Source organism: Pseudomonas sp. Q11 (assembly GCF_024494355.1).
Taxonomy (GTDB): domain Bacteria; phylum Pseudomonadota; class Gammaproteobacteria; order Pseudomonadales; family Pseudomonadaceae; genus Aquipseudomonas; species Aquipseudomonas hefeiensis.
The window spans coordinates 140190-157109 of sequence record NZ_JAKNQY010000015.1 but is presented as its reverse complement, the minus strand read 5'-3'; the positions used below and the strand labels follow the sequence as shown (position 1 = coordinate 157109).

Here is a 16920-nt window from a genome sequence, read left to right as displayed (position 1 = left end):
TTGCTCGCGATAGCGGTGGGTCAGCTTGCATTGATGCTGAAAGTGCGGCTGCCATCGCGGGCAAGCCTTACTCCCACGTGGGTCGCGAGGGCTCAGGTATTCGGTGTTTCACCACAAATCCCCCGTGGGAGCAAAGCTTGCTCGCGATAGCGGTGGGTCAGCTTGCATTGATGCTGAAAATCGCGAACAGGCGTTCCCGCGCTCTGCCTCACATTCCAAAGGACCTGCCATCGCCGGTGGCTTGCACCTCTGACCGGCGCCCACGGGCAAGCCGACCTTTGGTCAGTAGCCCGTATCCGATGCGTGCACCCTGCTAGCGTTAATGAATGGAGGGATGGGGGTAACCGCAGCTTTCATTTCACCAACCAGGTGAAGAGGTTGATCATGGCCACCACCGAATGGCGCATGCAGGGCGTCGAATTCATTGCCTGCAACTGCAATTGGGGCTGCCCCTGTCAATTCAACGCACCACCGACCCATGGCCACTGCCATGCGGTGACGTCGATGCGAGTGGAACGCGGGTATTTCAATCAAGTGGCGCTGGGAGGCTTGTGTTGGGCCGCCACCTTCGCTTGGCCGGGCGCCATCCATGAGGGCAACGGCAGTTGTCAGGTGTTCATCGATGAACGCGCCGACGAGGCGCAACGCCAGGCCCTGCTGACCATTCTCTCTGGCCTGGAGAGCGACCCCGGGGCCAACGTGTTCCAGGTGTTCAGCAGCACCATGAGTGAAATGTTCGAACCGCAGTTCGTACCCATCACCCTATCCATCGATGTCGATCAGCGGTTGGCGCACCTGGACATTCCAGGCGTGCTGCAGGCCAGCGGCGAGCCGATCCGCAGCCCGATCGACGGTTCACCTCATCGAGTCCGCCTGTCCCTGCCCGACGGCTTCGAGTTCCTGGAGGCCGAAGTAGCCAGCGGCAGCTACCAGACGCATTCAGCCCTCAAGCTCCAATCCCAGGGCAGTCATAGCCACCTTGCCCACGTGCACTTCACCGGCCATGGCATAGAGCCGTAACGATGGCGGAACCTCAGGCGGTGACGCAGAGCAAGCGACTGACAGGCGAGCAGTTGTTGTTCCTGCTCTGCCTGCTCGCGCTGACCGCCCTGGCCTGGCTGATTCTGCTGCAGATGGCCCGCGACATGAGTGCGCCGGGCGGTATGGCCGATGCGGCAATGGCCGGTATGTTCATGCCCTGGAGCCTGGGCGATGCTCTGCTGATGTTCGCCATGTGGGTGGTGATGATGATCGGCATGATGCTGCCCAGCGCCCTGCCCATGCTGCTGATCTACCAGCAGATGCTGCGCAAGCGCATGCCGGCACCGCAGCGACACCTGGCGCTGCTGCTGTTCAGCAGCGCCTATGGCTTGGTCTGGGCCGGCTTCGCCCTGGGCGCTACGGCGCTGCAATGGGCGCTCGAGCGGCTCGCCCTGCTCAGTCCGGGGATGCACAGCAGCAGTACCGCGCTGGCCGCCGGCCTGCTATTGGTTGCAGGCATCTATCAGTGGTTGCCAAGCAAGGCAGTCTGCCTTGAGCATTGTCGCGGGCCGCTGCATTTTCTTCTCGGCTATTGGCGCCCCGGCGTGCTTGGCGGCTGGCGCATGGGGCTGGCCCATGGCGCTTATTGCCTGGGCTGCTGCTGGGCCCTGATGGGCCTGCTGTTCGTGGTCGGCGTGATGAATCTGCTCTGGGTGGCAGTGATCGGTGCCTTCATCCTGCTGGAGAAAAACCTGCCGCAGGGACTCTGGCTCAGTCGTATCTGCGGTGTGTTGTTGCTCGGCTGGGGCCTGTGGCTGCTGTTGGGCTAGGCGGAACCTGTGGGAGCCTTATTGCCAGGGTTTATCGATACACCTCGTTCCCCGTGGCGAGGGAGCTTGCTCCCGCTGGGCGGCGTAGCCGCGCCAAATCGAGACGCCGCCATTGCCCAGGCAGATCGCGTCAACCGGTTTACGACTGCTTCGCAGCCGAGCGGGAGCAAGCTCCCTCGCCACAAAAGCCTGGGTGTTCTTTCTGGGACTGCTCAGTGTTCATTTCCAGGTATGGATCGGCCACCCGGCCGATTCGGCATGGGCCTTCAACACCGGATCCGGGTTGACCACATGGGGATAATCTACCCGCTGTAGCAGCGGCAGGTCATTGCGCGAGTCGGAATAGAAACTCGCGCCCTCAAGGTTTTCTTCTTCGGCGTCCAACCAGTCCAGCAGTCGCGCGATCTTGCCTTCGCGATAGGTCAGGGTGCCGACGGTCTTGCCGCTGTACACCCCATGGGTCACTTCGAGTTCAATCGCCAGGATCTCATCGATGCCCAGGCGTTCGGCAATCGGCTTGACCAGGTGCGTGCCGGAGGCGGAGATCACCAGGATCCGGTCACCGGCCTTTCGGTGTTCGGCGATGGTCTTGGTGGCGTCGCTGAAGATGATCGGTTCAATGAAGTCTTCCACCCACGGCGTCACCAGGTGTTCGATTTCTTCCGGGGTGCGGCCGATCATCGGTTCCAGGCTGAAGTCCATGTACGCTTCCATGCTCAGCTTGCCGTGGCTGTAGGCGTCCATCAGCTCGTTGTTGCGACGCATGAACGACTCTGGATCGACCCAGCCCAGGCGCCCCATCTGCTCGCTCCAGAGGGTGGCGCAATCGCCGTGGATCAGGGTTTCGTCCAGATCAAAAATTGCCAGGGCCATCAGCGCGCTTTCCTTTTCAAAATCAGCTTCAAAATCAATAAAGCCATCAGGCTACCTCACACAACGCCGTTGAATCGATGGAAAGTGACAGTCGTGTGCCATCGGGGTGCAAATCGGCGGCCGAACGATTGAGCACATCGACCACCAGCTCTACGCCGCGAGCCTCGACCCGGTAACGGATCACGTTGCCCAGCAGGCTGTGGCTGCGGATCAGCGCATCGAGCTCGCCGCTGCGGCTCAGTTCAATGGCTTCCGGGCGAATGGCGAGACGACCGGTCACTGGCCGTTGCAGCAGTTTGCTGGCGCTGTCGGCGTCCAGCAGGTTGTAATTGCCGATGAAGCCTGCGGCAAAGACATCGACCGGCGCAGTGTAAAGGGTTTCGGCATCGCCGCTTTGTACGATCTTTCCCTGGTTCATCAGGAAAATCCGGTCAGACATGGTCAGGGCTTCTTCCTGATCGTGTGTGACGAAGATCGTGGTCAGGCCCAGCTCGCGCTGGATCTGGCGGATCTGCTCGCGCAAATGTTTGCGAATCCGCGCATCCAGGGCCGACAGCGGCTCGTCCAGCAGCAACAGGCGTGGGCGGGTCACCAGGGAGCGAGCCAAGGCTACGCGCTGGCATTGGCCGCCGGAAAGTTGATGGGGGTAGCGAGCGGCAAAGTCGTGCAGCTCCACCAGCCGCAGAATTTCCAGCACTCGTTGGCGGCTGTCCTCACCCGCAACCTTTTGCATGCGCAGGCCGAAGGCGACGTTCTGCTCCACGGTCATGTTGGGAAACAAGGCGTAGCTCTGGAACACCATGCCGATCCCGCGTTTTTGCGGGCTCAGCGGGACGATGTCTTGGCCGTCCAGCAGGATCTGCCCCGCATCCACCGCGGTCAGGCCGGCGATGCAGCGCAGCAGCGTGGACTTGCCGCAGCCGGAAGGACCGAGAAGGGTGACGAACTCGCCCTTATGGATTTCGCAATTGATGTCGCTGAACACCGGCGTGCCGGCATAGCTTTTTTGCAAGTGTTGGACGCTGACGTAGCTCATTGGCTTTTGTCCTTGTTCAAGATGTTGGCCGCCCAGGTCAGGACCAATACGAAGAAAAAGTAGGAAATCACCAGCGCACTGGTGAAGTGACCGCTGCTGTTGCGCATGTTGTTCAGGTACACCTGCAGGGTTTCATAGCGGGTGCCGACGAGGATGTTGGCAAACACGAACTCACCGAACAGGAACGAAAAGGACAGCAGCAGCGCCACCATCAGGCCCTTGCGCAGGTTCGGCAGCACCACCAGCAAAGCCGCCTGGAAAGTACTGGCGCCGAGCAGTTGGGCGGCGTCCATGAGGTCGCGCAGGTTGATGGCTTGCAGGTTGTTGGTGATCGCCCGGTACATGAACGGTAGGGCAACGGTGAAGTAACAGCCGATCAGGATCCACGGCGTGCCCACCATCGCCAGCGGCCCTGAGCCGTAGAGTTGCAACAGTCCCACTGAAGACACCACCGGCGGCACCGCGAAGGGCAACAGGATGAGGATGTTCATCAGTGCGTCGAGTTTCGGAAAGTGGTAATGCACCACAAACAGCAGGGGCAGAATCAGCACTACTGAAAGCACCAACGCTCCGACGCAGACGATCAATGATTGGCCGAAGGCGTTGAGAAAGCGCGGATCGCTCCACAGCTGCACATACCATTTGAAGGTGAAGCCGCTGGGCAGCACGGTGGCCGACCAACTGCTGGCGATGGAGTAGATCAGCGTGCCGGCCAGGGGCAGCAGCAGGATGGCGAACAGCAGGTACACCACCACCCGATGATAGAGCCCGGCAGAGCTCGATTCAGCGCGAGACATGGTAGCTCCTCTTGAGCAGCAACTGATGGACGACGGTCACCAGGGTCATCAGCGCCACCAGCACCACGGCCAGGGCGCTGGCCATGTTCGGGTCGAGGGAAATGTCCCCGGAGACCATGGCGGCGATGCGAATCGGCAGGACGTTGAAGTTACCGGTGGTCAGTGCGTACACCGTGGCGTAGGCACCGAGCGCATTGGCCAGCAGGATCACGAACGTGCCCAGCAGCGCCGGCGTCAGCACCGGCAGGCCGATGTGCCGCCAGAACTGCCAGCCGTTGGCGCCCAGCAGTGCGGCGGATTCGCGCCAGTCCTCGCGCAGCGCGTCGAAGGCTGGGTAGAGCAGCAACACGCCCAGGGGAATCTGGAAGTAGGTGTAGAGAATGATCAGCCCGGTTTTCGAGTACAGGTTGAAATCTTCAATGATCCCCGCCTGTTTGAGCATGATCGTGATGCTGCCGTTGAACCCCAGCAAAATGATGAAGGCGAAGGCCAGGGGCACGCCGGCGAAGTTACTGGTCATGTTGGCGAAGGCGTTGACGAAGTTGCGCAGGCGCGAGTCGACCCGACGCAGGGAGTAGCTGCCGAGCACGGCGATGATGATGCCGAGCACGCTGGACCAGAAACTGATTTCCAGGCTGTGCTGGATCGCCTGGCGGTAGAACTTCGAACTGAAAATTTTGCTGAAGTTGGCCAGACCCCAGCCGAACTCTTCCGATTCCAGGCTGTTGACCAGCACCCAAAGCAGCGGGGCTATCTGGAACACGATGAAGAAAATCGCGAAGGGCACCAGGCACAACGCTGCCAGCCATTTGCCGCGCGTCATGGCATTCACTTGAGCAACTCCTGGCAATAGGGTTTGTCGTGGGCAACGCCGAGCAACTGGCAAATGGTGCCGCACAGTTCGGTCTGTCTGGGCGCGGCATCGGGGTTGAGGCTGAAGCCGCTACCCAGGACAAACAGTGGCACTTCCCGTTCTTCAGCCAGCAGGCCGTTGTGGGAACGGTCGTTGTTCATGCCGTGGTCGGATGTCACCAGCACCTGGTAACCGGCGTCGAGCCAGGCTTGCAGGTAAACCGCCAGGTTGATGTCGGCCGAGCGGGCGCTGTTGCGGTATTGCGGGGTGTCGAGGCCGTACTTGTGACCGGAATCGTCGATGTTCATGGGGTGCACCAGCAAAAAATTCGGCAGGTAGCGCTGACGCAGGTGTTCGGCATCGGCAAACAGATGAGAGTCGGGGTAGTGGTCATTCCAGTAGAAATGGCCGTATTGAATCGGCAGCTCGTGGTTGTCGGTATGACGATCACGACCGGCCACGAACGGCGAAGCGTTGTAGAGCTCGCTGACCCAGTGATAGGCCGCGGCAGCCGTACTCAAGCCGCCAGCGGTGGCGTAGTGGAAGACGCTACGCTGGTTCGACAGGCGCGAGACGTTGTTGTGCACGATCCCACTGTCGATGGGCACGACGCCGGTGAGAATGCATTCATAGAGCGGACGGGACAGGGCGGGCAGTTCACATTCCAGTGTGTAGAGCGCCGCGCGTCCTGCGCCGACATAGGCCTGCAAATGCCCCATGGCATGCCGGGCGACCTCGTAGTTGAGGCCGTCGAGCACCACCAGGATGACGTTGTGCTTCATGGGACCGGGACTCCGGACAGATACCAGGAAACTCGGATTCTCCAGGGGCCTGATGTGGAAGCCAGCTTCTGTGGGAGCAAAGCTTGCTCGCGATGAAGGCGACACGGTCCAACTGCAAGACCGTGTCATCCTTTATCGCGAGCAAGCTCTGCTCCAACAGGGCCTGTTCCCACAATTGGATTGCCTGTGGATAGCCGAGCGGGAGCTATTGCCTCACTCCATATTGATGATCACTTCTTCCTGCCACTTCTGCGGCAGTGTCTTGGAGGTTTTTTCCCACGCGTCCGCATCCTTGATCGGGGTCACGCCTTTGTACTGCTCGTTGGGCAGCAGCTTGGCCTTGACCTCTTCAGGCAAGGTCAGGTGCTCGGCGCGAATCGGACGGGCGTTGCCCTTGGCCAGGTTGATCTGGCCGGCGTCGCTGAAGATGTACTCGCGAGCCAGTTTGGCGGCGTTCGGGTGCTTGGCGTATTTGTTGATGATGGTGGAGTAGCCGGAGATGACCGAGCCGTCGGATGGAATCAATACGACGTAATCATCCGGGTTGGCCATCTTGGCCTTGTAGCTCAGGCCGTTGAAGTCCCAGACCACGCCGACTTCGACTTCACCTTTTTCCATCGTGGCGATAGTCGGGTTGGCCATGGACAGGCGCCCCTGTTTGGCGATCTCGGCGAACATCAGCAGCGCCGGCTGAACGTTTTTCTCGTTGCCGCCATTGGCCAGGGCCGCTGCCAGCACGCCGTTGGCGGCTTGGGCGGCGGTGCTCACGTCACCAATGGACACTTTGTATTTGCCGGTTTTCAGGTCGGCCCATTTGGTCGGCACTTCGGAGCCGTGCAACAGCTTCTTGTTGACGATGAAAGCGATGGTGCCGGTGTAGGCCAGGGCCCAGTTGCCGTCTTTGTCCTTGGCCCAGTCCGGAACCTGTTCCCAGGTGCTCGGCTTGTAGGGTTGAACCACGCCTTGCTTGACCGCGATCGGGCCGAAAGCTGCGCCAACGTCACCGATATCGGCGCTGGCGTTGTCTTTCTCGGCGGCGAACTTGGCGATTTCCTGGGCCGAGCTCATGTCGGTGTCGATGTGTTTCAAACCATAGAGTTTGGCCAGGTCATCCCAGGTGGCTTTCCAGTTCGCCCAGTCATCGGGCATGCCGACGCTGTTCACGGTGCCTTCCGCTTTCGCAGCGGCTTCCAGTGTTTTCAAATCGGTGTCAGCGGCCATGGCAGCAGTGCACATGGCAATGGTCGAGCCTAACAGTGATGCCAGGAAAAACTGTTTCATCCGAAGCTCCTATGGGCGTTTTCAACGCTGCGATTGCGGTTGTGTTGGTCTAGGTCAGCAATACCTGAGCCAATGTAGGCGAGCCCTGTGACATTTTGATGTCGGTGCAGGAGAGGCTGGCAATTGCCTGGCTTGGGCAAAGTGGCTGCCAAATAAGCGTAGACCATGGTTAACCGGCTGATCTGCAAGGACTTGGCCGCTAATTTGCACACATGGCAATGAACCGTTCGGCGGTTCTGTCATCTACCAGTCATGTGCAGTGCCTAGGCTTGCAAGCATGAGAAACAGATGGATGCTCCATCGATTTCGCCCCGAAAGAGTGCTGGTCTAGTCCAGATAGGTAACGTTGATGCGCATCGAGACAACCAAAGCGGTGACAACCATCGGGCAAGTTCTGCAGGAGCAGCTCGACCACGGCTTGTTGGCGCCCGGCAGCAAGTTGCCGGCCGAGCGCAAGCTCAGCGAATTGTTCGGGACTACACGCATCACCGTGCGTGAAGCGCTGTTGCAGCTCGAAGCCCAGGGGCAGATCTATCGCGAGGAGCGCCGTGGCTGGTTCGTCTCGCCGCCACGCCTGGCCTATAACCTGATGCAGCGCAGCCATTTTCACGCCATGGTGACCGCCCAGGGGCGAGTGCCTTCCACTCAGGTCATCTCGGCCCGCCTGCAACCGGCCTCGGCGGCGGTGTGCGCCTGGCTGCAGCTGCCGGCGCTGTCCCGTGTGATCCAGATCTGCCGTGTTCGGCGTATCGATGAGCGGCTGGTGCTGTATGTCGAGCATTACCTGAACCCGCAGTACTTCCCGGACATCCTCGAATTCGACCTCAATCAGTCCATCACCGAGTTGTACGCGCGTCATTACGACTTGCACTACGGCCGGGTGAAGTTCGAGATTGTGCCGACCTCTTTACAGCCTGAAGCGGCGGCAGCGTTGAAAGTCTCGGTTGGTAGCCCTGGCTTGCGGATTGCGCGGGTCAACTATGACCAGCATCAGCGGCTGATCGATTGTGACCTGGAGTTCTGGCGTCATGATGCGATTCACGTTGGGGTGGACGTGCCGGAACAACCGCCGGCTGCCTGAGAGGAGGTCAGATCGACTCGTTGAGTTTGGCCAGGATCCTGAACACCACCGTGGCAAGTATCAGCAACATGCCGATCCACATGGCAAACACGCCGACGTTCTTGTCTCGGAAGTTGAAGCCGATGGCCAGCAGGATCATGCCGGCGATGATGGGCACCAGCATGGCATTGAACGCAGACATCGGAATCATGGTGACGGCCTTGTCGGAGGGGATAAGGTCAGTCTAGTTGGGGTTTTGCCGGGGTGTGATGATGTATGTCATGGCCACCTCGAATCTTGAGGCGGACATCATTGTGGCGAGGGAGCTTGCTCCCGCTCCAGTGCGCAGCACTGGCAAACCTGCATTCAGTTGCAGGTAGGGGGCTGCTGCGCAGCCCAGCGGGAGCAAGCTCCCTCGCCACAGGGGTTAGCTGCAACGGCAGCTATGGCAACTCACGACAGGCATAGAACGCGCTCAATACTTTCACCAGGTGCGCCAGGTCATGACTGCCGCACAGTTCGCGGATCGAGTGCATGGCGAAGGTCGGCAAACCGATGTCCACCGTGCGTACGCCCAACTGACTGGCGGTGATCGGGCCGATGGTCGAGCCGCAGCCCATGTCGCTGCGCACCACGAAGCTCTGCACCGGTACTTCCTCGGCCATGCACAGGTGACGGAAGAACCCGGCGGTTTCGCTGTTGGTGGCGTAGCGCTGGTTGGTGTTGACCTTGATCACGGGCCCGGCGTTGAGTTTCGGACCGTGGTTGGCGTCGTGTTTGTCGGCGTAGTTGGGGTGCACGCCGTGGGCATTGTCTGCGGAAACCAGCAGGGATTTCTGAATGGTCCGTACGAATTCTTCACCTTCAGGCAGCAAACGACGCAGGGTTTGCTCCAGCATCGGACCGTCGGCGCCACAGGCCGAGCAAGAGCCGACTTCCTCGTGGTCGTTGCACACCAGCACGCAGGTCTCTGCGGTGTCGGCGTTCAACAAGGCTTGCAGGCCGGCGTAGCACGACAGCAGGTTGTCCAGGCGCGCGCCGGCAATGAAATCGCCATGCAGGCCGATGAGCGCGGCGCTTTGGGTGTCGTAGAAGCTCAGCTCGTAATCGAGCACCACGTCGGCGTTCAGACCGTGCTCGCGGGCCAGTTGATCGGTGAGTACGGCGCGGAAGTCGACGCGCTCGTCACCGGCGAACTGGGCGAGAATCGGCGGCAGCTCATTCTGTGGGTTGATCGCCCAGCCCTGATTGGCTTCGCGATTGAGATGGATGGCCAGGTTCGGAATCGTGGCGATCGGCGCCTTGAAATCGATCAACTGGCTTTCGACCTTGCCATCGCGGCGGAAGGTCACGCGCCCGGCCAGGGACAAGTCGCGGTCGAACCACGGCGCCAGCAACGCGCCGCCATAGACTTCCACGCCCAGTTGCCAGAACCCGTGGCGTTGCAGTTCCGGCTGGGGCTTGACCCGCAGGCAAGGGCTGTCGGTATGGGCGCCAACCAGGCGGATGCCGTCGTCCAGCGGTGAGTTGCGGCCCAGCTTGAAGGCGATGATTGAAGAGTCATTACGCGTGACGTAGTAACGGCCGTTGGCCTCGGTGGCCCAGGTCTCGCGTTCGTCAAGACGCTGATAACCCTCTGCCTCCAGGCGCTGGGCAAGGCTGGCGGTGGCGTGGAACGGGGTGGGGGAGGCCTTGAGAAAGTCGATCAGGCCTTGGTTCAACTCTTCGCGCATAAATAACTCCAGACAGCAATGCGCGGGAGTTTACCGTATTGGGGGGCGATGGGGAGGGGAGAGGGGGTATGTATATGGGGAACTTGGGTTGTTGAACCCGTGGCGAGGGAGCTTGCTCCCGCTGGGCTGCGTCTGTAGGAGCTGTCGAGTGCAACGAGGCTGCGATCTTTCCAAAGACACTTGAATCTCAAGCGAAAGATCAAGATCAAAAGATCGCAGGCTTCGCCAGCTCCTACAGAGTCCAGCGGGAGCAAGCTCCCTCGCCACATTGTCGGTGGTGTCTCTCAGAACGGCGCCGGGCACTCGAAGCGCAGGCGTTCGCCGCTTTGCGGGTGGGTGAAGCTGAGCATGCTGGCGTGCAGGCACAGCCGTGGCCACGCAGCGAGGGCCTGGGGATGGGCGTAGAGGCCGTCGCCCAGCAGCGGATGACCCATGGACAGCATGTGCACGCGCAACTGGTGCGAGCGCCCGGTGATCGGCGTCAGTTCGACCCGGCACCAGTCGCCGCAACGCTCCAGCACGCGCCAGAAGGTCAGGGCGTGCTTGCCGTGCTCATGATCCACCACGTGGCGCGGTTTGGTCGGCGGGTCGTAGCGCAAGGGCAGGTCGATGCTGCCGCTGTCCAGCTCCGGTTGGCCCCAGCACAATGCTGTGTAGGCCTTTTCGGTTTCCCGGTCATGAAACTGCCGAGACAGTTCGCGGTGGGTATCCGGATCCCGGGCCAGCAGAATGATGCCGGAGGTTTCCCAGTCCAGCCGGTGCACGATTCGCGCCTCCGGATAGCCGTTTTCCTGCAGGCGGGTGATCAGGCAGTCTTTGTTGTCGTCGGCCCGGCCGGGCACGGACAGCAGCAGGGTCGGCTTGTCGACCACCAGGACGGCGGCGTCCTGATGGATGATACGAATGTTGGACAGGGGCATTAAAACAGTCTCGTAACAAACGCCGACGGCGGCCCGGGTCCCAAAGTCCTTCCCCCTGTGGGAGCAAAGCTTGCTCGCGATAGCCTCAACCGGATCTAACAGACAGACCGTGTTGTTTAATCGCGAGCAAGCTTTGCTCCCACAGGGTCAGGAAAAAGGACCCGGAGCCGCCGTCGGCACCCGCAGGATCGATCAACGATCCGGCAGGGTGATATTGAGTTCCAGAATCGAGCAACTACCCTGGCTTTCCAGCGCCACATGCACATCATCAGACCCGATATTGACGTACTTGCGGATCACTTCCACCAGTTCTTTCTGCAAGGCCGGCAGATAATCAGGGGTGCTGCGCTGGCCGCGCTCGTGCGCCACGATGATCTGTAGACGCTCTTTCGCGACCGAGGCGGTACTTGGCTTTTTGTTGGCACGAAAGAAGTCAAAAAGATTCATTACCTACCTCCAAACAGGCGCTCGAAGAAACCTTTCTTCGTTACATCGAGGAATCGATGCTCTAGGGTTTTGCCCAGCAGGCGATCGACCGCGTCGCTGTACGCCTGACCGGCGTCGCTCTGGTCGTCGAGAATCACCGGCACACCCGAGTTGGAGGCCTTGAGTACCGCTTGGGATTCAGGAATCACACCCAGCAGGGTAACGGCGAGGATTTCCTTGACGTCTTCGACGCCGAGCATTTCGCCATCGCTGACGCGTTGCGGGTTGTAGCGGGTCAGCAGCAGGTGCTCCTTGATCGGCTCTTCGCCGTTCTCGGCGCGCCGGGATTTGCTCGCCAGCAGGCCCAGCATGCGGTCGGAGTCACGTACCGATGAGACTTCCGGGTTGGTCACGACGATCGCTTCGTCAGCGAAGTACATGGCCAGGTGGGCACCTTTCTCGATACCGGCCGGGGAGTCGCACACCACGAACTCAAAATCTTCCTTGAGCTGCATCAGCACTTTTTCCACGCCTTCCTGGGTCAGCGCGTCTTTGTCGCGGGTCTGGCTGGCGGCCAGTACGTACAGATTCTCAAGGCGCTTGTCCTTGATCAGGGCTTGCTGCAGGTTCGCTTCACCGTTGACCACGTTGACGAAGTCATAGACCACGCGACGCTCGCAACCCATGATCAGGTCCAGGTTACGCAGGCCGACGTCGAAATCGACGATGACTGTTTTGTGGCCGCGCAGAGCGAGACCGGTACCGATAGCGGCGCTGGTGGTGGTCTTACCCACACCACCCTTGCCGGATGTAACCACGAGAATCTTGGCCAAGGTGTTTCACCCCTAAGGAAAAAGGACTTTTTCAGCCCCTGAAAAACATCTCTTGAAACTGCTGCAATTGGACAGGCTTGGCTGGAATCGGATGCTGGACGGGGTCTACCTCCGGTAAACACTGCCTTATCCTTTTTCCTACGTCGTTTAAGCCGTTTTCGCTACGTTTTAGAGATGCTTGGAAAATGCGGCAGTATCCGTTAAAGCCGAATGATGTTCAACACGTCGCCCGACAGGCTGACCTGAACGCCGGCCCCCCACAGCGGGTCGCGACGCAGATCTTCGGAAACCTTGTATTGCCCGGCGATGGAGACCAGTTCAGCGCTCAACTGCTGACAAAAAATCCTGGCTTTCGTATCACCCTTGACACCGGCCAGGGCACGGCCACGCATCGGACCGTATACATGGATGTTGCCATCGGCCAGAAGTTCCGCACCCGGGCTGACCGAAGACACCACGACCAGATCGCCACCCTGGGCATAGATCTGCTGCCCGCCACGGACCGGGGAGGTGATGACTCGGGTTGGCTTGATGGTCGGCTCTGCTGGTTTTTCCGGCTTTTTCCGGGGCTCGGCCGGGCTCAACTCCAGCACGCGTTCCCGGGCACCGGAGGGCGGCAGTACCGGAATGTCCACGGCGATGGCGGCGGCGATGTCTTCGATGCGGCTGGCCCGGATCGCCAGGGTGCGCAGACCGTGCTGACGGCAAACCCGCATCAGGCCGGGCAAATCCACGGCGCCTTCGCCGGCCGGCAGTTTGTCCAGCGCCAGCACCAGCGGGGCATTGCTGAAGAAGTTCGGGGCCTGGGCGACTTTTGCCGCCAACTGCCGGTCAAGGCTCTCCAGGTCGTTGCGGGCCAGCTCCAGCACCGTAATGGCGAGCATGCTGCCCTTCAGCTGGAACACGGGATCTTGGTCTAGCGGTTCGGTTTGGCTCATGGTCGGCGTACAACGGCTTGTCACTAAAAGTGCCGAGACTTATAACGAGATCGTCCCCGGGCCGCAAGCCGGGTCGAACGATGTAGAATGCGCGGCCCATGTCTTTGTGGAAGCTGTAATGGATCGCCCGCGTTTTCGAGCTGCATTTTTTCATCCGCGTTTCTGGCTGCTGTGGTGCGGTCTGGGGCTGTTGTGGCTGATCGTTCAGTTGCCCTATCCGCTGCTGCTGCGCGCCGGTCGTGCATTGGGTGCGCTGATGTATCGTGTGGCCGGCGACAGACGGCGCATTGCCCAGCGCAATCTGGAACTGTGTTTTCCTGAAAAGTCCGCTGCCGAGCGCAAGCATCTGCTCAAGGAAAACTTTGCCTCCACGGGCATCGCCTTCTTCGAAATGGCCATGAGCTGGTGGTGGTCGCGCTCGCGCCTGGCGAAGCTGGCCCATGTCGAAGGGCTGGAGCATCTCAAGCAGGCCCAGCGCGAGGGCAAAGGTGTGATTCTGATGGCGCTGCACTTCACCACGCTGGAAATCGGCGCGGCATTGCTCGGCCAGCAGCACACCATCGACGGCATGTACCGCGAACACAAGAACCCGCTGTTCGACTACATCCAGCGTCGTGGGCGCGAGCGGCACAATCTTGATTCCCTGGCGGTGGAGCGTGACGACGTGCGCGGCATGCTCAAGCTGCTGCGGGCGGGGCGGGCGATCTGGTATGCCCCGGACCAGGACTACGGCGCCAAGCAAAGCGTCTTTGTGCCACTGTTCGGAATCCAGGCCGCGACGGTCACGGCCACCAGCAAGTTCGCTCGCCTGGGCAAGGCACGGGTGGTGCCATTCATCCAGGAGCGTCTGGCTGATGGCAGTGGTTACCGTCTGGTGATTCAGACGCCACTGGAGGATTTTCCAGGGGAGACCGAAGAGGCCGATTGCATCCGTATCAATCGCTGGGTGGAGCAGTCGGTCAGTAAATGCCCCGAGCAGTACCTTTGGGCTCACCGGCGCTTCAAGAGTCGTCCGCCGGGCGAGCCGAAGCTGTATGACAAACGCGGCTAAGCCTGTAGTCCACTTATTGAACACGGAGCGTTGCGATGACCCCACTTGAACCGGTGACAGGTTTGATTCTTTCCGGCGGCGGGGCTCGGGCAGCGTATCAAGTGGGAGTATTGGCAGCGATTGCCGAACTGTTGCCGGACGGCGCGGACAACCCGTTCCCGGTGATTGTCGGCACCTCGGCCGGGGCAATCAACGCGGTCAGCCTGGCCAGCGGGGCGATGGACTTCAAAACTGCCATCGAGCGTCTGACAGCCTTCTGGCAAGCGGTGCGCAGCCATCAGGTGATGCGCAGCGACTGGTGGGGCGTGATCGCCCAGGCGACACGTTTCATCAGCCACAGCCTGCTGGGCCTGGGCGCTAGGTTGCCGGTGGCCCTGATCGACAGTTCGCCGTTGCGTGAACTTCTCCAGTCTCAGTTCCACGCTTCGGGTATCGAACAGGCGATCGCGCAGCAGCAGCTGCGGGCCGTGGCGGTGACTGCGTTCGGTTATGAGTCCGGTCAGGCCGTGACTTTCTATCAGGGCCGCGGCACCATCGACGCCTGGTTGCGGCACCGGCGAATCGGCGTGCCGGCCCTGTTGTCGGTGGAACACCTGCTCGCCAGTTCAGCGATCCCCCTGCTGTTCGCACCGGTCAGGATCGGCCCGGAATATTTCGGTGACGGCGCGGTGCGTCAATCGGCTCCCATCAGCCCGGCCCTGCACCTGGGGGCTAATCGCGTGCTGGTCATCGGGGTCAGCGGTAATCCGCGCGGCCTCGGTTCGCCAGAGCCATTGCAGCGCAGTTACACCGGCCAGCAACCGACCCTGGCGCAGATCGGTGGCCACATGCTCAACAGCACATTCATTGACAGCCTGGAAAGCGACATCGAGTTATTGGAACGTCTGAACGGCTTCAGTCATCTGCTGCCTGATGACGTGCCGGCTCATACGCTGGGCGCGGCGCCGGTGGAGGTGTTGGTGATTTCGCCGAGCCAGCCGATCGACGAAATCGCCGCCCGCCATCGCCTGGAGTTGCCCCGTGCGCTGCGCATGTTCCTGCGCGGGCCGGGCGCGACCAAGACCAGCGGCGCCGGGGTGCTGAGTTATCTGCTGTTCGAAGCGGGCTATTGCAGTGAATTGATCGAGCTGGGGCGCCAGGATGCGTTGGCCCAGCGCGAGGAGTTGAGCCGGTTCTTGCGGGTGACGGCGGGGTGATGCAGCGGCCCCACCGCCATCGCGAGCAGGCTCGCTCCCACGGGGCGCGCCGTCAAATGTGGGAGCGAGCCTGCTCGCGATGAGGGCGGCACATTGAACATCGCTGGATGCTGGCCCACCGTTATCGCGAGCAGGCTCGCTCCCACAAGATTCCCTGAGCATCCAGAATCGATGTGATCAGAAATGATACTTCAGCAAGAAGCTGGTATTGCTCTGATTGGTCTTGAAGCCTTCGCTGTCTTTGATCGCGTACTTGTTCTTCCAGTAGTCATATTCCACACCCACATACAACTGCTTGGCGCCCAGCTTCAACGCCTTGCCCAGGTCATATTTGATCTGCGGGACGATGTGCAGGTTGGCGTGGTAGGTGCCCTTGGAGTTGCTGTCGTTGTCCACGACCCAGTCGATGAAACCGTCGAACAGGATATCGGATGACCCCACCGGGAGGGTGTAGGCCCAGACCGGGGTGATCTGCCAGACATTGTCGCCGGCGCGTGGGCCTTCGGTCTGACGGTTGTAGAAGTTCAGCTGGAAGTAATCAAAACCGGGAATCGCCAGGTCGAAACCCGGGCCGATCAGGTACGACTCGTTGTCACCCTCGCCGAACTCATAGGTCATGGCCAGCAGCACATCCTTGATCGGACCCACTTGCAGCTTCTGGTCGAACATTTTGCCGAACGACAGGCGGGGGCTGAATTCACCGTAGTAGGTGTTCGGGCCGGAGTTGCTGTCGTCCTGGCCGTTGTAGAAGATCCGGTCGAGGAAGAAGAAATTGTCGCCGTACTTCCAGGCATCGGCATGCTCGAAGGTCACGGTCTGCTGGATACGCGGGTTGATCTGGAAATCCTTGCCGTACAGGTAGCTCAGGCTGTTGTTCTGCCACTGCAGCAGGTCGCCGGCCATCGCCTGGCCCCCGGCCAGCAAGGATCCTGCAAGTATCAGGTGGGTAGACGTACGTTTCATTCGGTTTGCTCCCAAAGGTAAGTGGTAGTGCATTTTTTTAAGGTCAGCGCTCTGGTGTGGCGCCTTTTTTCCACGGAAAAAACATCCGTTCGGTCAGCTTTTTGTTTGTGGCAAGCGCTGACAGCAAGAGCTGAGCCAAGACCGGGACAAATCGGAAAATGGCTTGTTCAGTGGTTCGAAACGGTCGAAAAAGTGTTTTCAGAGAGGGCCGACATCTGCCAACACCGCAATGTTGGCGTATCGGTCAGGATCTGCTTGTTTTAAGAGGCGCCGGATTCAAACGGCCGCGCAGGATATGGCCCTGCATTCAGGGGCTCAAGTGCCCTGCAACGGCGCACTCGTGGCAAATTTGGGGCGTGATGGCGGG

The 16920-nt window shown here is 60.5% G+C and carries 18 protein-coding genes; 5 read left to right on the top strand and 13 right to left on the bottom strand.

Going from position 1 to position 16920, the window contains the following annotated elements; genetic code table 11:
• Positions 1 to 384: 384 nt before the first annotated feature.
• Entirely contained in the window at positions 385 to 1020 is a 636-nt protein-coding gene (locus MA884_RS17265) for a DUF1326 domain-containing protein (protein ID WP_256231637.1), read from the top strand.
• 2 nt (positions 1021 to 1022) lie between these two features.
• Positions 1023 to 1811, top strand: coding sequence for a DUF2182 domain-containing protein (locus tag MA884_RS17260; RefSeq protein WP_256231636.1), 789 nt, complete (start codon positions 1023 to 1025; stop codon positions 1809 to 1811).
• A gap of 219 nt (positions 1812 to 2030) precedes the next feature.
• Here the strand turns inward: MA884_RS17260 and MA884_RS17255 are convergent, their stop codons facing one another.
• The 6 genes from MA884_RS17255 to MA884_RS17230 form a co-directional block, all read right to left on the bottom strand.
• The gene (locus MA884_RS17255) at positions 2031 to 2684 is read right to left on the bottom strand and encodes an HAD family phosphatase (protein WP_256231635.1); all 654 of its coding nucleotides are present in this window, start codon (positions 2682 to 2684) and stop codon (positions 2031 to 2033) included.
• A 46-nt stretch (positions 2685 to 2730) separates the two neighbouring features.
• Positions 2731 to 3720 (bottom strand): ABC transporter ATP-binding protein, encoded by a 990-nt coding sequence (locus MA884_RS17250; protein WP_256231634.1) that lies wholly within the window; start codon positions 3718 to 3720, stop codon positions 2731 to 2733.
• Positions 3717 to 4517 carry an ABC transporter permease gene (locus tag MA884_RS17245; RefSeq protein WP_092458581.1) on the bottom strand — a complete coding sequence of 267 codons (801 nt, stop codon included), beginning with the start codon at positions 4515 to 4517 and terminating at the stop codon, positions 3717 to 3719. Before MA884_RS17245 ends, MA884_RS17250 begins: the two co-directional genes overlap by 4 nt.
• Positions 4504 to 5340 carry an ABC transporter permease subunit gene (locus MA884_RS17240; protein ID WP_256231641.1) on the bottom strand — a complete coding sequence of 279 codons (837 nt, stop codon included), beginning with the start codon at positions 5338 to 5340 and terminating at the stop codon, positions 4504 to 4506. Before MA884_RS17240 ends, MA884_RS17245 begins: the two co-directional genes overlap by 14 nt.
• A 5-nt stretch (positions 5341 to 5345) precedes the next feature.
• The gene (locus tag MA884_RS17235; RefSeq protein ID WP_256231633.1) at positions 5346 to 6152 is read right to left on the bottom strand and encodes an alkaline phosphatase family protein; all 807 of its coding nucleotides are present in this window, start codon (positions 6150 to 6152) and stop codon (positions 5346 to 5348) included.
• Positions 6153 to 6365: 213 nt separating this feature from the next.
• Positions 6366 to 7433 carry an ABC transporter substrate-binding protein gene (locus MA884_RS17230; protein ID WP_256231632.1) on the bottom strand — a complete coding sequence of 356 codons (1068 nt, stop codon included), beginning with the start codon at positions 7431 to 7433 and terminating at the stop codon, positions 6366 to 6368.
• Positions 7434 to 7782: 349 nt separating this feature from the next.
• Here MA884_RS17230 and MA884_RS17225 point away from each other — a divergent pair, with 349 nt between their 5' ends.
• Complete coding sequence (locus tag MA884_RS17225; protein ID WP_256231631.1) at positions 7783 to 8514, top strand: UTRA domain-containing protein; 732 nt, start codon at positions 7783 to 7785, stop codon at positions 8512 to 8514.
• 7 nt (positions 8515 to 8521) lie between these two features.
• Here the strand turns inward: MA884_RS17225 and MA884_RS17220 are convergent, their stop codons facing one another.
• The 6 genes from MA884_RS17220 to minC all read right to left on the bottom strand — a co-directional run bounded on the left by MA884_RS17220 (position 8522) and on the right by minC (position 13343).
• On the bottom strand, positions 8522 to 8704 hold the full coding sequence (locus tag MA884_RS17220; RefSeq protein WP_047229644.1) for a hypothetical protein: 183 nt from the start codon (positions 8702 to 8704) through the stop codon (positions 8522 to 8524).
• Positions 8705 to 8936: 232 nt separating this feature from the next.
• Positions 8937 to 10226 (bottom strand): M18 family aminopeptidase, encoded by a 1290-nt coding sequence (locus tag MA884_RS17215; RefSeq protein ID WP_256231630.1) that lies wholly within the window; start codon positions 10224 to 10226, stop codon positions 8937 to 8939.
• A 284-nt stretch (positions 10227 to 10510) separates the two neighbouring features.
• Entirely contained in the window at positions 10511 to 11146 is a 636-nt protein-coding gene (locus tag MA884_RS17210) for an RluA family pseudouridine synthase (RefSeq protein WP_092400258.1), read from the bottom strand.
• A gap of 192 nt (positions 11147 to 11338) precedes the next feature.
• Positions 11339 to 11593, bottom strand: coding sequence for a cell division topological specificity factor MinE (gene minE, locus MA884_RS17205; RefSeq protein ID WP_003179111.1), 255 nt, complete (start codon positions 11591 to 11593; stop codon positions 11339 to 11341).
• Positions 11593 to 12405, bottom strand: coding sequence for a septum site-determining protein MinD (minD, locus tag MA884_RS17200; protein ID WP_256231629.1), 813 nt, complete (start codon positions 12403 to 12405; stop codon positions 11593 to 11595). The genes minE and minD overlap by 1 nt, the downstream gene beginning before the upstream one ends.
• A 200-nt stretch (positions 12406 to 12605) precedes the next feature.
• Positions 12606 to 13343: a septum site-determining protein MinC gene (gene minC / locus MA884_RS17195; RefSeq protein WP_256231628.1), complete on the bottom strand. Its 738-nt coding sequence runs from the start codon at positions 13341 to 13343 to the stop codon at positions 12606 to 12608.
• A 118-nt stretch (positions 13344 to 13461) separates the two neighbouring features.
• Here minC and MA884_RS17190 point away from each other — a divergent pair, with 118 nt between their 5' ends.
• Both MA884_RS17190 and MA884_RS17185 read left to right on the top strand, forming a co-directional pair.
• Positions 13462 to 14394 carry a lipid A biosynthesis lauroyl acyltransferase gene (locus tag MA884_RS17190; protein WP_256231627.1) on the top strand — a complete coding sequence of 311 codons (933 nt, stop codon included), beginning with the start codon at positions 13462 to 13464 and terminating at the stop codon, positions 14392 to 14394.
• Between the two features lie 35 nt (positions 14395 to 14429).
• Positions 14430 to 15590: a patatin-like phospholipase family protein gene (locus MA884_RS17185; RefSeq protein ID WP_256231626.1), complete on the top strand. Its 1161-nt coding sequence runs from the start codon at positions 14430 to 14432 to the stop codon at positions 15588 to 15590.
• A gap of 177 nt (positions 15591 to 15767) precedes the next feature.
• Here MA884_RS17185 and MA884_RS17180 read toward each other — a convergent pair whose 3' ends face one another.
• Entirely contained in the window at positions 15768 to 16553 is a 786-nt protein-coding gene (locus MA884_RS17180) for an outer membrane protein OmpK (RefSeq protein ID WP_256231625.1), read from the bottom strand.
• Between the last annotated feature and the right edge of the window lie 367 nt (positions 16554 to 16920).

Coding starts and splice junctions, on each gene's coding strand:
- MA884_RS17265 (WP_256231637.1), top strand. CDS start 385: ATGGCCACCACCGAATGGCGCATGCAGGGCGTCGAATTCATTGCCTGC.
- MA884_RS17260 (WP_256231636.1), top strand. CDS start 1,023: ATGGCGGAACCTCAGGCGGTGACGCAGAGCAAGCGACTGACAGGCGAG.
- MA884_RS17255 (WP_256231635.1), bottom strand. CDS start 2,684: ATGGCCCTGGCAATTTTTGATCTGGACGAAACCCTGATCCACGGCGAT.
- MA884_RS17250 (WP_256231634.1), bottom strand. CDS start 3,720: ATGAGCTACGTCAGCGTCCAACACTTGCAAAAAAGCTATGCCGGCACG.
- MA884_RS17245 (WP_092458581.1), bottom strand. CDS start 4,517: ATGTCTCGCGCTGAATCGAGCTCTGCCGGGCTCTATCATCGGGTGGTG.
- MA884_RS17240 (WP_256231641.1), bottom strand. CDS start 5,340: ATGACGCGCGGCAAATGGCTGGCAGCGTTGTGCCTGGTGCCCTTCGCG.
- MA884_RS17235 (WP_256231633.1), bottom strand. CDS start 6,152: ATGAAGCACAACGTCATCCTGGTGGTGCTCGACGGCCTCAACTACGAG.
- MA884_RS17230 (WP_256231632.1), bottom strand. CDS start 7,433: ATGAAACAGTTTTTCCTGGCATCACTGTTAGGCTCGACCATTGCCATG.
- MA884_RS17225 (WP_256231631.1), top strand. CDS start 7,783: ATGCGCATCGAGACAACCAAAGCGGTGACAACCATCGGGCAAGTTCTG.
- MA884_RS17220 (WP_047229644.1), bottom strand. CDS start 8,704: ATGATTCCGATGTCTGCGTTCAATGCCATGCTGGTGCCCATCATCGCC.
- MA884_RS17215 (WP_256231630.1), bottom strand. CDS start 10,226: ATGCGCGAAGAGTTGAACCAAGGCCTGATCGACTTTCTCAAGGCCTCC.
- MA884_RS17210 (WP_092400258.1), bottom strand. CDS start 11,146: ATGCCCCTGTCCAACATTCGTATCATCCATCAGGACGCCGCCGTCCTG.
- minE (WP_003179111.1), bottom strand. CDS start 11,593: ATGAATCTTTTTGACTTCTTTCGTGCCAACAAAAAGCCAAGTACCGCC.
- minC (WP_256231628.1), bottom strand. CDS start 13,343: ATGAGCCAAACCGAACCGCTAGACCAAGATCCCGTGTTCCAGCTGAAG.
- MA884_RS17190 (WP_256231627.1), top strand. CDS start 13,462: ATGGATCGCCCGCGTTTTCGAGCTGCATTTTTTCATCCGCGTTTCTGG.
- MA884_RS17185 (WP_256231626.1), top strand. CDS start 14,430: ATGACCCCACTTGAACCGGTGACAGGTTTGATTCTTTCCGGCGGCGGG.
- MA884_RS17180 (WP_256231625.1), bottom strand. CDS start 16,553: ATGAAACGTACGTCTACCCACCTGATACTTGCAGGATCCTTGCTGGCC.